This is a genomic window from Paenibacillus sp. OAS669 (assembly GCF_014873645.1).
GTDB classification, from domain to species: Bacteria; Bacillota; Bacilli; order Paenibacillales; family NBRC-103111; genus Paenibacillus_S; species Paenibacillus_S vulneris.
Map to the genome: position 1 here is coordinate 1 of NZ_JADBDR010000024.1, position 15,523 is coordinate 15,523.

Annotated in this window: 15 protein-coding genes and 1 pseudogene; 5 read left to right on the top strand and 11 right to left on the bottom strand. The window is 50.2% G+C overall.

Annotation, left to right across the window (positions count from 1 at the left end):
* Window positions 1-134 precede the first annotated feature (134 nt).
* Both GGC63_RS32045 and GGC63_RS32050 read right to left on the bottom strand, forming a co-directional pair.
* On the bottom strand, window positions 135-1,547 hold the full coding sequence (locus GGC63_RS32045) for a (Fe-S)-binding protein (RefSeq protein ID WP_412973911.1): 1,413 nt from the start codon (window positions 1,545-1,547) through the stop codon (window positions 135-137).
* Window position 1,548: 1 nt separating this feature from the next.
* A complete protein-coding gene (locus GGC63_RS32050; RefSeq protein ID WP_192705740.1) occupies window positions 1,549-3,069 on the bottom strand; it encodes an FAD-binding oxidoreductase in 1,521 nt (506 codons plus the stop codon).
* Between the two features lie 271 nt (window positions 3,070-3,340).
* Here GGC63_RS32050 and GGC63_RS35260 point away from each other — a divergent pair, with 271 nt between their 5' ends.
* The gene (locus GGC63_RS35260) at window positions 3,341-4,033 is read left to right on the top strand and encodes a FadR/GntR family transcriptional regulator (RefSeq protein ID WP_318781154.1); all 693 of its coding nucleotides are present in this window, start codon (window positions 3,341-3,343) and stop codon (window positions 4,031-4,033) included.
* A gap of 157 nt (window positions 4,034-4,190) precedes the next feature.
* Complete coding sequence (locus GGC63_RS32060; protein ID WP_192705741.1) at window positions 4,191-4,751, top strand: NADPH-dependent FMN reductase; 561 nt, start codon at window positions 4,191-4,193, stop codon at window positions 4,749-4,751.
* A gap of 88 nt (window positions 4,752-4,839) precedes the next feature.
* Here the strand turns inward: GGC63_RS32060 and GGC63_RS32065 are convergent, their stop codons facing one another.
* Window positions 4,840-5,583, bottom strand: a complete 744-nt coding sequence (locus GGC63_RS32065) for an SDR family NAD(P)-dependent oxidoreductase (protein WP_192705780.1) — start codon at window positions 5,581-5,583, stop codon at window positions 4,840-4,842.
* A 120-nt stretch (window positions 5,584-5,703) separates the two neighbouring features.
* Window positions 5,704-5,991: a hypothetical protein gene (locus GGC63_RS32070; RefSeq protein ID WP_192705742.1), complete on the bottom strand. Its 288-nt coding sequence runs from the start codon at window positions 5,989-5,991 to the stop codon at window positions 5,704-5,706.
* Between the two features lie 265 nt (window positions 5,992-6,256).
* Here GGC63_RS32070 and GGC63_RS32075 point away from each other — a divergent pair, with 265 nt between their 5' ends.
* Complete coding sequence (locus GGC63_RS32075; protein ID WP_192705743.1) at window positions 6,257-7,243, top strand: HD domain-containing phosphohydrolase; 987 nt, start codon at window positions 6,257-6,259, stop codon at window positions 7,241-7,243.
* 51 nt (window positions 7,244-7,294) lie between these two features.
* Here the strand turns inward: GGC63_RS32075 and GGC63_RS32080 are convergent, their stop codons facing one another.
* Complete coding sequence (locus GGC63_RS32080; protein WP_192705744.1) at window positions 7,295-8,797, bottom strand: extracellular solute-binding protein; 1,503 nt, start codon at window positions 8,795-8,797, stop codon at window positions 7,295-7,297.
* A 262-nt stretch (window positions 8,798-9,059) separates the two neighbouring features.
* On the opposite strand from GGC63_RS32080, the gene GGC63_RS32085 reads away from it, so the two are divergent.
* Window positions 9,060-9,851 (top strand): class I SAM-dependent methyltransferase, encoded by a 792-nt coding sequence (locus tag GGC63_RS32085; protein ID WP_192705745.1) that lies wholly within the window; start codon window positions 9,060-9,062, stop codon window positions 9,849-9,851.
* Window positions 9,852-9,984: 133 nt separating this feature from the next.
* Here the strand turns inward: GGC63_RS32085 and yhfH are convergent, their stop codons facing one another.
* From yhfH to GGC63_RS32110, 5 genes are all read right to left on the bottom strand, one after another.
* Entirely contained in the window at window positions 9,985-10,206 is a 222-nt protein-coding gene (yhfH, locus tag GGC63_RS35265; RefSeq protein WP_318781155.1) for a protein YhfH, read from the bottom strand.
* Between the two features lie 272 nt (window positions 10,207-10,478).
* Window positions 10,479-11,435, bottom strand: a complete 957-nt coding sequence (locus GGC63_RS32095; protein ID WP_318781156.1) for a phosphotransferase family protein — start codon at window positions 11,433-11,435, stop codon at window positions 10,479-10,481.
* 153 nt (window positions 11,436-11,588) lie between these two features.
* A complete protein-coding gene (locus GGC63_RS32100) occupies window positions 11,589-12,890 on the bottom strand; it encodes a 2-isopropylmalate synthase (RefSeq protein ID WP_192705748.1) in 1,302 nt (433 codons plus the stop codon).
* Between the two features lie 250 nt (window positions 12,891-13,140).
* A complete protein-coding gene (locus GGC63_RS32105; RefSeq protein ID WP_192705749.1) occupies window positions 13,141-13,596 on the bottom strand; it encodes an SRPBCC family protein in 456 nt (151 codons plus the stop codon).
* 138 nt (window positions 13,597-13,734) lie between these two features.
* Window positions 13,735-14,313 (bottom strand): stalk domain-containing protein, encoded by a 579-nt coding sequence (locus GGC63_RS32110; protein WP_225948647.1) that lies wholly within the window; start codon window positions 14,311-14,313, stop codon window positions 13,735-13,737.
* A 370-nt stretch (window positions 14,314-14,683) separates the two neighbouring features.
* On the opposite strand from GGC63_RS32110, the gene GGC63_RS32115 reads away from it, so the two are divergent.
* Window positions 14,684-14,830, top strand: coding sequence for a hypothetical protein (locus GGC63_RS32115; RefSeq protein WP_179135960.1), 147 nt, complete (start codon window positions 14,684-14,686; stop codon window positions 14,828-14,830).
* Between the two features lie 302 nt (window positions 14,831-15,132).
* Here GGC63_RS32115 and GGC63_RS34775 read toward each other — a convergent pair.
* A pseudogene (locus GGC63_RS34775) lies at window positions 15,133-15,254 on the bottom strand (LuxR C-terminal-related transcriptional regulator); the annotation flags it as partial.
* Window positions 15,255-15,523 lie beyond the last annotated feature (269 nt).

Sequence of the window (15,523 nt, forward strand, 5' to 3'; positions counted from 1 at the left end):
TTTTTCTCTTTTGGACAAAAAAAGAGCAGGCCATCTTTTCGATAACCTGCTCTTTTACATAATTCTTGGTCCTGCATCTTAACTTAATGACATTGACCGGATGGTAAGCTTTTTTCTTGGGATATGGATACCGGTTAGCTCTTGGTGTCCGACGCGTCCAGAGATTCCGCCAGCAAGTCGACCAGATGCACGGCCTTCATTCGATCCTCACAGCCCGCACGGACAATGCCCCATTTCATCTGGAGCAGGCAGCCCGGGTTGGCCGTGACGATATATTGCGCCTGTGTGGCTTCCACATGCTCCATCTTGTGATCGAGCACATCCGCAGACATCTGCGGCTGCGTCAGATTGTAGATTCCGGCCGAGCCGCAGCAACGGTCGGCGCCCTGCAGCTCGTTCAGGCGGACGCCCGGAATCGACTGCAATAGCGTGCGGGGCTGCTGCTGGACCCGCATGACGTTGCGCAGGTGGCACGAATCCTGATAGGTGACCACCTGCGGATTCTCCCGCTGCACCGCCTTCAGCGGCAGCGGAAGCCCCTCATCGACGAGCAGCTCGGCGATGTCCTTGACTCGGCGGGCGAACTCGCCCGCCGCCATGGAATACGACTCCTCTGCGGCAAGCAGATGGTCGTATTCCTTCAGGCTCGCGCCGCAGCCGCCGGCGTTGCTCGCCACATAATCGACGCCCGCTGCGCGGAAGGCGTCGATGTTCTCGCGGGCGAGGCGGCGTGCCGACGCCGTTTCGCCCGCGTGGGCGTGCAGCGCTCCGCAGCAGGTTTGCGAGGTCGGAATGACGACCTCGAAGCCTGCCTCGCGGAGCAGCCGGACCGTGTTCACGTTCGTCGACGTGAACAGCACATCCATGATGCAGCCGCGAAAAAGCCCGACGCGGCCGCGTTTGACGCCGCCGGCAGGAGGGATGACCAGCATGCGGCCTTCGCCGCTTGCGGTCGCTCCCCAGGCCGCCGGCAGACCGAGCTTCTCCCAGGCGCGGATCACGCCGTCGGAGGACCCTTCCGGCAGAATCGCTTCCATCTGCCTCATATGCTCGGGGAACAGGCCCATGATTCCGCTTTTCTGCGTCAGCTTCTGCAAGCCGGAGCGCTGATACAGCTTGAGCATCCCCCCCAGCAGCCGCATCCGGCTATGGTTAGGAAACAGCCGTTCCATGAACAAGGTGCGGATGGCCTTCACGTGCCAAGGGTGCTGCGCTTCGGCAGCGATAGCCTCCCGCGCCTGCTCGATAAGCTGGCCGTATTTCACGTCCGACGGGCAGGCAGGTTCACAGGCACGGCAGCCAAGACACAGGTCCATCTGCTCCTGGAAGCGGCGGTCGGGCTCCATAAAGCCGTCCGACACGGCTTTCATGAGAGCAATTCGTCCCCTTGGCGACGCAGCCTCCAGCCCCGTCTCATTGAAGGTCGGACAGGCCGTCTGGCAGAAGCCGCATCGCATACAATTGGTCAGCTGGTCCGTGTCCAGCGTAAGCTTCAGCCTCTCCGCAAGCTTGTGCTGGTGAGAGGCTTCCCGTTCCGTCATCGCCATATTACGCCTCCTCCTGACCGGCCGGCTTCGTCGGCTGTTCCTTCTGCGGATAGCGGCCCTCCTGCTTTCCTGCAGCCGTTTCTTCTTGAGCCTCGTGGCGGTCGCCATGGGACGCATCGCTAAATACAATCCGCTTGCGCGTCTCGGCGAACAGCTTGCCGGGATTCAGCAGCTGATCCGGGTCGAAGGCTTCCTTCAAACGCTTCATAATGTCGATGCCCGAAGCGCCGACCTTCCACTCCAGATACGGGGCCTTCACCATGCCGACGCCATGCTCCCCGGTTATCGTCCCTCCCATCCGAATGGCGGCCTCGAATATTTCCTCGAATGCCTGCTCCACCCGATGAATCTCTTCCTTATTGCGCGCATCGGTCATCGCCGTAGGATGCAGATTACCGTCGCCGGCATGGCCGAACGTGCAGATTTGTACGTTATACTTATCGGCAATTCGCTGAACTTCCAAGACCATCTCGGCAATCCTGGATCTAGGCACGGTTGCATCCTCCAGGATCGTCGTGGGGCGCAAACGGGACAGAGCCGCCAATGCGCTTCGTCTCGCCTCCATGACCTTGGCGCCTTCCTCCGGAGTTGAGGCTACCTTGACCTCTATAGCGCCTTCCTGGCGGCAAATCGATTCGATCAGCTGCAAATCCCGCTCCACCAGGCTCTCATCGCCATCCTGCTCAATTGCCAGTATCGCTTCGGCATCTACGGGAAGGCCGATGCGGGCAAAATCCTCGACGACGCGAATCGTCGCGCGATCCATAAATTCCAGCGTACACGGCGTAATCCGGTTGGCCACAATCTGCGAAACCGAGCGTGCTGCGGAGGACAGATCGCTATAAATGGCGACCATGGACCGCCGAAAGGCCGGCTTGGGGACCAGCTTCACCGTCGCCTCGGTAATGATGGCGAGCGTTCCTCCGGACCCGACCAGCAATCGGGTCAAATCGTATCCGGCGACGTCCTTCACCAGCTTGCCGCCTGTTCGTAAAATATCTCCATTGGCCAGCACTGCTTCCAGTCCGATCACATAGTCCTTGGTCGTTCCGTATTTCAATCCGCGAAGGCCCCCTGCGCCGAGCGCAATATTGCCACCCATCGTACATATAATCATGCTGCTGGGGTCGGGAGGGTAAAATAATCCCGTTGCCTCAACCGCATTGTGAAACTGCTTCGTATTGAGTCCGGTTTGGAACGTTGCCGTCAAATTGTCCTGATCGATCTCCAACAGCCGATTCATTCTCGTCATCACCATGACAAGTCCGCCTTGTACCGGTACGACGCCTCCGCACAGATTGCTGCCGGCTCCTCTGGCAATAACGGGAACCTTGTTCTGTGCGCACACTTTCATAATCGCGGATACCTCCTGCGTGGACGATGGAAAAATAACTCCGTCCGGCAGCGATTGATATAACGGCGTCGCGTCGTAGCTGTAGGAGACGAGGGATTCGGTATCGTCCTTAAACCAGCTCGGCCCGACAATGCCTTGCAGTTGCTCTCGAACAGTTGAGGATAGCACTGGATATAACCTCCCGGGATATTGTTTCTCTTGGAACCTTCATGTATAATTTTAATCAGGTCATCTGATGACTTTATTATAGAATTCGCTTTCATAACGTGTCAATCCTGCTGCGAAAAGATTTTCCCCTTGGATCCGGAAAATCCGTTATCAACAAAGCCTGCCCGCAACCAGGCCGGCGCTTCTCTTTATCGTCCAGTTTGTGACAGGAGCCGGGGATGAGCTTACCGCAGGGCTGCCGGTTTGACAACCATACAAAGGATGTGCACTCGTGATTATTAAAAAAGCATACGAAGTCGTGGCCGATGCCATACGGGACCAAATCCTCCATGGCGACTATCCGGTAGGTACCCGCCTTCCATCCGTAGAGCAGCTGGCTGTGAATTACCAGGTAGGCCGTTCAACCATCCGCGAGGCCCTCATGTCGTTAAAGGCTCATGGCTGGGTTGACGTGCGGCATGGCGGAGGCACCTTCGTGCTTCAGACAAGTCCGCCGCCCTCCTCCATATGGCAGCTGCCGGAGATCAGCGATCTCCCTCAGCTCAAAGCCTGGCTTGAGCTTCGCTACATATTGGAAACGGAGAGTGCGTCGCTTGCTGCTGAGCGCCGGTCCGACCATCATTTGGCTGCACTCTCCTCGATACTCGAGGAAATGGAAAAGCTTGAAGATGAGGAAGCGCTGGAGCAGGCGGATATCCGGCTTCACGTCGCGCTTGCCGAAGCGTCCGGCAACCCGCTGCTCCAAAGAACCCTCGAATCCTTGTTTTCATCCATGGGTTCTGTGATGCGGGAGAGCCGCAAATTATGGGTATTCGCCGACCAAAGCGAGCTAAGCCGGCTTTCGGAGGAGCACCGCCTTATCGTGGCCGCAGTTCAGGAACGCGATGCGGCTGCAGCCAAGGAACGGATGTCCATGCATCTGAAAAAAGTGGAGCAGGTGCTTGAACAGCTCAATCGCCTCTGACTCTTTCTTCCCCCCGGGACAAATGTCTTTTCCGGGAATTTTTTTGCCTATATTCTAAACTTTTATGTTGACTAAATATAATAAATAAATAATAATATTTATTGTACTATTCAAATCTGATTTACATAATTCAAATGAATCCTTGGAGGTAATAACCATGAAAGTAGCTGCTATTGTCGGAAGTATCCGCAAAGAATCCTATAACCGTAAGCTGGGCGAATATATTCAAAAACGGTATAAAGACCTTTTTGAGCTTGAAATTTTGAGCCTTCGCGACCTGCCCTTCTACGATCAGGATATTGAAAATGAAGCGCCTGCCGCTGTAAAAGAATTCAAAGCCAAAGTGGCTGCCGCCGATGCCGTTCTCTGGCTGGTTCCAGAATACAACGGCACCGTTCCGGGCGTCATGGTCAATGCAATCGACTGGATGTCCCGTGTGGATCGCGTGCTGAACGGCAAGCCGTCATGGATTATGGGCGCGTCGATGGGAGTGCTTGGAACCGTGAAAGCACAAATGCACCTGCGTGATATTTTGTTCTCCCCGGGTGTTGACTCGCCGCTTCTTCCAGGCAATGAAGTTTATGTGGGAGTCGTTCATGAGAAGATGGATGCCGAAGGTAACATTACTCACGAGCCGACTGTAAAATTCCTAGACAGTGTCGTCAACAACTTCGTTCAATGGTACAATCGGCAAGCTCAACTTGCTCAAAATAAATAAGGGATTAATTCCTTCTGCGCAAAGACCGCTCCAATCCGGCCTCGACGGCTGGATGGAACGGTCTTTTTGCGCTGATTCCGGCTTGACTTTATTGCGCCGTATAGCCTCCGTCGATGAGAAGGCTGGTACCTGTAATAAACGAAGCGTCCTCGCTGGCCAGAAACAGCACAGCTTTCGCTACTTCCTCCGGCTTGCCCAGCCTTCCCATAGGATGGAGGCTGATCAGATGCTCGTTCATCGCTTCCGAGCGTCCCGAAATCAGCGGCGTATCGATGTACCCCGGACATACCGCATTGACCCGGATACGGTTTTTGGCGTAAGTAACTCCTAACGTTTGGGTTAAGAGCTTGACACCGCCCTTGGCGGAGGAATAAGCGGTTACTCCCGCTTTTCCGGCATGGCTGTGTATGGAGCCGCAGTTAACAATAACCCCGCCCGTGTCTTGCGACAGCATCTGCCCGATCGCATACTTATCGCACAGGAATACGCCGGTCAAATTGATATCGATCGTTTTTTGCCATGACTCCAGACTGAGTTCGTGGGCCGGGGCGTCCCTGGCGATCCCTGCATTGGCAAACAGAATATCCAGCTTGCCGTATTGCTTCACAGTCCGCTCGACCATGTTTCTTACCTGATCTTCCTGGGTCACATCCATTTTGACAAACAGCGTATCATATCCCTGCTGATTCAGTTCCTTCGAGAGCTCCTGCCCCCGGTCCGCGAAATCTGCAATGACGACCTTCGCCCCCTCGGCCGCAAACAATCGAACGGTCATTTCGCCGATTCCACTGGCTCCGCCGGTGACCACAGCTGCTTTATCCTTAAATCTCATAGCGGCTTTTCCATCCAGACTCATTCCCTTGTCCTCCATGTCATAGATCACTTTCTAAGCATGTAGTATGTCTTGAAATCTGGATTCTATGTTCCAGCCCTGTATCATTTTTCATGCTTTTTAAACCTGTCTCAGGGAGCAGCGAATCGATACTTTCCGTACAGCGTCGAGGCGCTCCCTTTCCGGCATGGAGAAGAAGGAGTCATTCAACAGCAGCGCTTCGACAGATGCCAAGGCAGCCTTCATCGCTTTGGCCTCATTTTGAAGAATGTAAAAGCACATTTGGTAGCAGCTTACCTCGTACCCTTTGACCGTTTTCGCCCGATATTCCAGCTCCGTATTCCTTAGCAGGCATTTCGTTATAGGACTATGATTCCGTTCAACGTCATTCCTCAACGTGTTCCGCATGATTTCCGCTCCTTAATTGGCTGCTGCATCACTGCATATAGTTACCTTTAGTATACAAAACACAATTTAAGGCGCTCATAAGGAAACCTTAAAATTTTCTTAAGTTGCATGCGGCGAAACAGGAATGGGGAGAACCGGGACTATTTATTCAACAAATTGTGAACTTTGTTACATAAAAATTATGCTAAACTATGAAAGGTACAACCGGCTTGAGGTCACCACAACCTCCTGCACGAGAGCTTTACTATATATAAGGAGGAACACCATGCAGGCGGCTCTAGAGTTTTACCTGAAATTAGCCGACGGGGTCATTATTACGGATGAGAATCACCGTATTGTTGAGGTTAATTCCAAATATGAGGAAGTTACGGGATATTCCCGTGAATATATGATAGGTCTTCGGGCCAACTTTTTGAGATCTCGTCTTACTCCTCCAAAAACGTATGCGAGTATGCACGAGTCGCTTCAGATGAATTTGGCCTGGAGCGGCGTATTTATCAACCGCAAGAAAAATAAAGACATTTGGCACACCAACATCACCATCACCCCCATGGTTGTGAATCAGCAAACTTACTACGTAGGTGTCGTCCGCGATTTGGACCAGATATCCGAGGGCAGCTATTTATCCGAAACCCGCAAGCTGAAGCTGCAAAGTGAAATATTGAAGGTGCTTGCCATTTCCTGTGAAATTAGGGACCCGCATATTGAAGAGCACCTGTCCCGTGTACAGCAAGGAACCGAAAAGCTGCTTACTTTCCATAACGAGCGTTTGAAGCTGGGCCTCCCGGAAGAATATATTCAACAAATCGTCAATGCCAGTATTATGCATGACATCGGCAAATCCGGCATTCCTGAGGGCATATTGTACAAACCGGGGAAGCTCAACCATTACGAAAGATATATCATCGAGACCCATCCGCTGATCGGTCTGGAGATTGTGAATAAAATCTCACGAGAGCTTGAGGATGAGATCCTTCAGGAAGAGCTGCGCATTGCCGAGCACATCATTCAATACCACCATGAAAAATGGGACGGCACCGGTTACCCCGCCAAGCTGAAAGGAAATGACATCCCGTTCGAAGCGCAGGTCGTGTCCGTGGTTGACGTCTATGACGCGTTAACAAGCCGGCGGGCCTATAAAGATGCCTGGATCAGAGATAGAGCAATTGCTTATATGGCGGAGCAGAAGGGAGCCGCTTTTAACCCGGACCTCATCGACAGCTTTTTGTTGATGCTTCAGCATAATGGATAACCAGACAAAAAAAGACCGGCTCAGCTCCTTACCATCGGAGAACGCCGGTTTTTACTTATTTTCTTCCGCCCATTTCTTCTCTTTTTTATAAATCTCATTGATTTCCTTCAAGATCGATTCCAATCCCATCTTCTTTGCTTCGGCGACGAAATCGTCATACCGGTCTACCGGATATTGGCCAATAATGATTTTGCTTATGTAGTCCAGAGCAAGTCGCTCAAATTCTCCTGCCTTTTGGGTTGCCCGCTCGCTTTTGGGGATGTACAAGCTGTTCGCGTTCATCTCCATCTTGAAGCCTTCTACTGCCCTCAAGTTTTGCTCCAGCATCGGATTAGGCACAGGCAGCTTCAGTCGATGGACGCTGTTTAGGACAGAGCCGGGGTCGTAATATTTATCTTCCCCTTTCACCAGCCATTGCAGCTCCCCATTCTCGATAGCATAAGTACTGCCTTCAAAACCGACTCTTGTTTCCAATGTTCCTTCCGGACCGAGCAAATAATCCAGCACCCGTTTGGCCTTGACCGGATTTGGTGTCTTGGACATAATCACATAATTACTTGAATATCCGGCACGTACAGCGTAATTCGCGCCATAAGGACCTTTCATCGGCGGGATGGACGTGACATGGACATTGGGGAAATTGGCCTTCATTTTGTCATAACGCGGGGTGATCATGTCTGCACCCATGACCCAGACTCCCGTCTTTCCGGTAATAAATTTTTCCTCCGCAGTCTTCTGCTTCTCCAATACCCACTCTTTATCCAAAACGCCTTCGGCATAGCCTCTACGCAGCCACTCCAGCGCTTTCTTCATGTCCGCAGAAACCAAGTAAGCGGATTTGATTGTATCGTCCTGATTATCCAGATACAAGGCCAGCTTGCGGGGGGCCGCAGGAACGAACATCCTCCAGATAGCCCCGGTACGGCTTAAGTTTCCTTCCATGGTGAACCCCGTCGTATTTGCTTTTCCGTCCCCATCCGGATCGTTCTTGGCGAATGCGTACAGCATCCTGTACAGCTCCTCCGGATTGGTGGGTGGAGCTATATTCAACGCCTTGGCCCAATCCGCTCGGTAATGAATCGATTCCGGAGCTTGAATGTTTTGCGGCAGGGAATAGATTTTGCCAAAGTAACGGGAATCGGCGAAATATTCCTTAGGCATCCTGCTCCATACGGGCGAGCTTTTGACCAGATCATCGAGAGGAAGCAATGCTCCGCTGCCCGCCGCCTCACGAATCATCGTATTGTTCATCCAGACGATATCCGGGCTTTCTCCCCTCATCCAAGCAGCATTAAGCCTGCTTTCGTATTCATCCTTATCTACAATTTGTATCTTCAAGTCTACATTGAATTTCTCTATCACTTTTTCCTGCAGCAGCCGCTGCTTCATCGGCGACAATACATCGTCCCCATACCACACCATAAGCATTGAAAGCGGTTGTCCCGCATCATATGTCCACGTGGAAGCATCTTCATTCATCCCGCTGCAGCTGGTTAGCGCACCCGCTAAGCCAAGCATACCAACGATTGCGGTTGTAGTCGCTTTCTTCACCATGATCTGTACTCTCTCCAAACCCGACGTTCTTTTATCTATCCTCTGTCCCGCTGGTTAGAACCCGGCCAAGGCCATTGTCGAACCATGTCAAATATAACCTAATCTAAATGTAAACGCCCCCAGACCTATTTTCAACAGACTTTTGAGGCAATTTTAATTTTTTTCAGCAAAAATCACATAAAAATCCATAAAAGGGAAATAAAACTCCATTCCTCCTCCTATTTTTTTACATTAGGATGAACATAAAAGGAGGCAGATTGATATGGAACCATCAAAGCAGATCACTCGCCAATATGACCATGCTGAACCATTATCCATCCGCATTCAGACTCATGCTCTGTATACGGATCGTAAAATCAACTTAGACAAGGAAGCCGTCGCCTTAATGAAGCTGACAGGGGAAGAAGCCGTCTTGGACGCAGGATGCGGGACCGGCAGCTTTTTGAAGCATTTGTTCCATGCGGGGCATCAGGGCCGCCTGGTCGGACTGGATCAATCCGCCGGTATGATTGAACAGACGAAATCGGAAGGCATCGAAGGAGTGATCGGAGATGTCAGAGAGCTGCCTTTTCAGGACGGCGCCTTTCAACGGGTTGCAGCCAGACATATGCTCTATCATGTACCGGACATTCCGCAAGCGCTGCGTGAATTCAGGAGGGTTCTGGCACCTGAGGGTCATGTATTGGCGATAACGAATTCCAGCGAGTCACAGCCTCTGATCAAAAGCTTGTACAATGATATGCTGCAGGCATTCGGTTATCCCCCTATGACCTCTCCCGTCGGTACATTCAGTGTGGAGAACGCAAAGTCCATATTGGGAGGCGAATTTTCACAGGTCAATGAAGTGCTCCTTACGAATGCTCTCGTCTTTCACGAAAGCGCTCCGGTCGTTCGCTACATTTCTTCGATGTTCAGCTACATGCCGATTCCGAGCGATGACAAGCTGTACGCTGAATTGCTTGCATGGCTCGAAATGGAGGCAGAGCAAAGATTGAAGCAGTACGGAGGGGTATGGAAGGATCCGAAGCAGGTAGGCATTTATACGGCACAGTGAAATAACCTCGCAAAGAGGTGCATTCGCTTCGAAACGGTTTCGTCCTATGTGCTGAAACCTGAAATGGAAACATTCTATGGCAGTAAAAAACCCGCAAACAGCTCCTGTCGAGAGCCCCGCGGGGGAGTGTTGGTTAGTGCCAATAATCATCGATTAGATTGGTTCCTTGCATATACTTCATGAGCTTGCTCTTAGGCTGAAGCGGAGATAAGGGGTAGAATGTGTTTCCTTCGCACTCGTCACAGGTGCTTTTATAGCAATCGGCTTGCTCCTCAAGTTCCATTCCACAGCGACAGCAGCGTTTTACGGCATACAATTCAGAAGGATTCATCGGTTCTACTCCCATAGTCGACATTTCTCCTTTGATCGCTTTTAATTCAAGTATACATCAAAAGGTATTGAAATGTTACCGCTTTCATGAGTTTGGCCATAAATTTTTTATGGATAATAACACCCCCTTTCAATACCCATCCATGGCGGTGACGCGGCACAACAGGGAATGACGTGGGGGACTAGAGAAATTCCAGGGTAATGGTGCCTTGGCTTCGAAGTGGATTGTTGTGAGGGCTCTGAATTTATGTCAAGAAACCGAGGCTTCTTCTCGGTTCCTTGGTCTTCTTCCCTATGTCAGCGGGGCTGATTATTCATCTCTATTTGCTCAAGCAATAAATCCATTACAATGGCTCGTGTCTCCTCTTGCTGCTCCAACAACGCCTCGGGATTCAGCACACCGGACTTCAGGTCCTTCTCAATGAGTGTCAAAATCCACAAGGAATAGAGAAGCGCGTAGCGATAGTAATGCTGCTGAAGTGTACGGAAGCTGCCGTCCTGGCCAAGCTGCTCTGTTCGCGCAAAATAGGCTTGAAGCACCTCATTCCTTACTGCTGCGGTAACGACAGGCCTTCTGTAGCTGGGACTTGTAATGTCCAACAAATTATACAGATCCCAGTAGATCGAATTCCGGTGAACGTACTCCCAGTCCAGAATCGTAATCTGATCTTCAAGCAGTGACAAATTCAACGGATGGTAATCCCCATGAGAAACTGTCTGCTTGGAAAATAACCTATCGTCCATTTGTCCAACAAGCCGTTGTGCTTTCTCCGTGAGATCAGCGGGAAAGGCCAGCCGTTCCAGGATCGTTCTCACCACAGGGAGCTTATCCTGAATTTCTCGCATAATTTGATCGACTAGCGGAGTATGTCCGGTAAACTCCTCCGGAACGGATTCGACGGGAAGCCGATGCCAGTATGGAATCGCTTCGGCTGCTTTTATCAAGGTTTCTCTGTCAAACCGATGCTCCAGCTTGCCTAAATCTTCGTAAATTGCCCAATACCTCTCTGCATCCGTGTACTGCGCCTGTGCGAGAGGCTTCGGATAGCGTACAGGAATGCGGGGAAGAAGATTCCGGTAAACCCATGCTTCACGTCCTATCGTGTCCAGGTTGGTCAACGGTTTGAAGATGTAGCTGTGCGAGTCATCCGGATCGACAATAAACCGCTCTACCGCTTTGCCGTTTCGCCCGATATACAACGTTTCTCTGCTGCTCAACCTGCTGGAATCGAGGATACCGTCCGGCAAAACCACCGAATCCAAAAGTGCGTTATCCACTTCACGGTCACGACCTTTCCTGCGGTCTTCTCATCTCTACAATCATTTTCTTACGATCACTATATGCCAAAGCGGAGCTAACATCAATAGAAGATTTACAATATCTTCACAAAACGTTTGGAGCCGCTGTTAGAACAAGTCCGCCAAAAAATGCTTCGCTGCCCCAAGGAGCTCCGCATCCGACAAGCTGGTGGTACGGCCGTCCTTGTACTGGTCCGCCACCCAGGCTGTCATTGCCTGTATGGAGGGATGTTTTTTGTCCAAACGATTCTCGCCCTCAAGACCTAACTGTTTATTAACCCAGAACGCTACGCCGGCTGCCCCGGCCTTATCCGTCACCTGCACCCCTAGAGGCCGATTCAAGAGCTTGCCGGTGTCAAAGATGTTATAGATTTCCTCATTCTTGATCACTCCGTCGGCATGAATGCCCGCTGCGGTGACATTAAACTGCTTCCCGACAAAAGGTGTCATTGGAGGAATATGATAGCCAAGCTCCCGTTCGAAGTAGTCCGCGATTTCCGTGATGACCGTCGTATCTACAGACGTATCGCCGGTCAGTCCCATATATTCAAACAAGAGACCTTCAATCGGAGTGTTCCCTGTCCTTTCGCCAAATCCGAGCAGCGTGCCGTTGATGCCTCCTACCCCATAGAGCCAAGCGGTGGCCGCATTGGTCATCACTTTGTAGAAGTCGTTATGTCCGTGCCATTCCAGCTGCTCACTGCGAATGCCCGTCTCTTCCCTCAAAGCGTGGACCAGTCGCGGAACGCTTCTTGGCAGAATGGCCCCGGGATAGGAAACTCCATACCCCATCGTATCGCATAGACGCACCTTAACCGGAATCCCGCTCTGCTCGGACAGCTCAGTCAAACGTTGAACGAACGGGACTACAAACCCGTACACATCGGCTCGCGTTACATCCTCCAAATGACAACGCGGGCGAATCCCCGCAGCCAGAGCCGCTTCTACAATATCCAGATACTGCATCATGGCTTTTTCCCGATCGAGCCCCAGCTTCAAATAAATATGGTAGTCGGAAATCGAGGTTAAAATGCCGGTCTCCTTAATTCCCATGTCTTTGACGAGTGCAAAATCCTTTTTCACCGCACGAATCCAGGCCGTCACCTCCGGAAACCGATGCCCCTTTTCCATACAACGGTATGCCGCTTCACGATCCTTCTCGCTATACAAGAAAAACTCGGACTGTCTTATCACGCCATTATCTCCTGACAAGCGGTGTAAATAGTCAAATAGGGTGACAATCTGCTCCACGGTATAAGGAGGTCTCGCCTGCTGCCCGTCCCTGAATGTCGTGTCCGTGATAAAAATATCGTCCGGCATGGCTGTCGGAACCTCCACACCGTCAAACAGTACGCGCGGCGGGGCTGAATACGGAAACTGCTCACGAAAATAATCAGGTTGATGCTTCATTTAATCACAACCTTTCGGGTCATCTTGGAACTATTGTATTCCTGAAATTCAAATAAGTAAAATTAATCATTTTTATTTTAGTGATATATTTTAATTATCAATATCAAAAAAAGACCTTCACCATCGCTTTTCTTTTTTTAGAAAATACGATAGTGAAGGTCTTTGTTCGGTGAATGGATATGATGGGTTGCAGTTTCCCTACAAAATGAAACTGACAGTTTAATCAAGCTATGACTGGGCATTCCAAGCCTCATTCCTGCCGTTCGGCAACTGCTTTGATATACTCATTACGCTCGTGGAGAAAGCGGGTCATGTAGCTTTTAAGAAATAACCAATCAGCCAATCGGCCAAGGGGCCCCAAAGGGGAGGTATAATCAAACCGGTCCTTCATCAAGGTGCCACTCTCATGAGGAATAAATTCATGGACATGAGTAAACCGCTGAAACGCCCCGCTCACCATCTCATCGACGAAGCGATGCGGCGCCTCCATTTCCGTGATGCGTACGGACAGCCTTTGTCTCACTCCAAGGTGAACAGCTTCCCACGTGACGGTCTCATTCAGCTCAATCAACCCGCTTGTCCTGCCAGCGATCGCTTTTTCCTGCGTTTTGGACGTTGACTCCATATGGATGTCAATGCTTCTGGACAGGTCAAAGCAGCGTTGAATCGGAGCCTGAATGAATAAAGACATTTCGATGACAGGCATGTCGTCCACTCCTCACTGTTACTTACAGCCATTTTACCCTATTGTGCAGAATTACGCAGCAAACGAAAAAGTCCTCTGGACTTTTCCTGTTTTCCAGGGTCAGCTCAGAGGACGGAAGAAGCATAAGACGGCCCAAGCTTATTTGTAATACGAATCGATCAATGGTACCATGTAGCCGCCGCCCGATTTGACGTGGAAGCTAATAACAACCGTCTTGACGCCGCCGATGTCGGCTTCAATCTCCTTAAGTCCGTCATTGATCGATACCGTATCGACTTTTTTCAAAAGCGCATTGCTATCTAGATCCTTGATCTCGATTTCGGTGATATCTTTATCTATTGCAGCCAGCTTCAAATAGAGCTTCTGATATTTTTTATCCGGGGTAACGAAAAGTGAAGGAGCCAACGGTTCGTTATCGCTGTGCTGATACAATACTTCCTGATAATTTTTGCCTTTATACGTCGTTTGGCCAGGTTCCTTGGAGTAGCGTACATCATCGAATTTTTCTGCATTCAATGGTGTGCCGTTAACCTTCTCGCCCAAAATAACTTCGTTATTGGCAGCGTCATAATCAACCGCAACCTTCAATGCATTGGCTACGCCGCGAACCGGCAAATACGTGCTTCCATTATACGTGATAGGCTCTATAGCAAGTCCTTGCTCGTCATTGAGCTGGGCTATGGTGCCATTTACCCGGACTTTCAAATCCCCGTTCAAGTATGCCTGAATTTCCTTCAGATTACTTCGGCAAAAACTCCTGTCCCCAGGCCAACCAGCAAAGACGCACTTGTAAGCGACACAACAATCAGCTTTTTCAATGATCCCACTCCTATTTATGTATTATAAGGACATGACCTTCGCTCGACAACTTATGGAAAATAGTCCCACTACTATAATAATGTAGGCTGATTTGCAGGACAATAGATCTACATGCTTAAATCTGTATGATCCCTCATCGGCGGCTAAGCTTCCTGGCTGCATGCCATTCACTCCGGTCCCTAACATTGAGGCCGTGCTTCATACTCAGCAGTCATGTATGTCTTGACCCTTCCTTGCCAATGATAACCATAAAGCGAGGTGAATCAAAATGAAGGAACAACACGAGGAGCCGAATATTGCTCCCGGCATGAATACTCATGACAGTCTGGAAGAAAAGGCCAGTGAGGAGGAAGTGAAGCATGGTGATTCTACATCCGTCACCCGTCTCTTCCTGGATCGTACACCGGAGGACTAGCGTCCTCTTTTTTTACTTATCCACTCGTCCTAGAGGTTATCTGACCTGTAAAGTTTAAGCTTGTCCATGTCCACAACAAAGCAGTACCTTTTCAGGATATCCAATCCAAGTAACCCTGTGTGTGACCTATGATTCTTAGTAGGATATGCACTTTTGAACTAACAGCGCCATAAAGAGTAAACAAACCAAAGAGCCTCCCCATGCGTCTTCACAGGGAAAATCGCTTAAGAAGACTAAGTAGGACTAGACTGTACAAAGCAGGATTGCCTCACCGATCAGATGGGTAGCTCCCTGAGCTCAATCTACTCGACAACTGCTTGTGAACGACCTTTTTCATTTAGTATTTGCATGACATTTGAGATATGGTTACTTACCTTTTTCTCGCTGTAAATAGCTGTTGTGCTGTATCCTTGGAAGTTTTGTCCTACATTTCAGCATTTATGGATCTTGAATTTAGCCAATGACATGGTTATCGTATCGATTTATTAAAACTGCGAAATCGTTGGCCGAATAATCTGAACCGATATCAAGTTTTTAAAAGTCCGCTGATGTTATATCACTAATAAATATTCAAATTTGCCCCCTCACAATTAGTCTTTTACTCCCTGACAAGTATCCATTACTTGTCCAAGTTGATAGACATAAAATAATACAAGATGATAAAAGGAGAGTGATGCTTGTGGGGGATCAGGG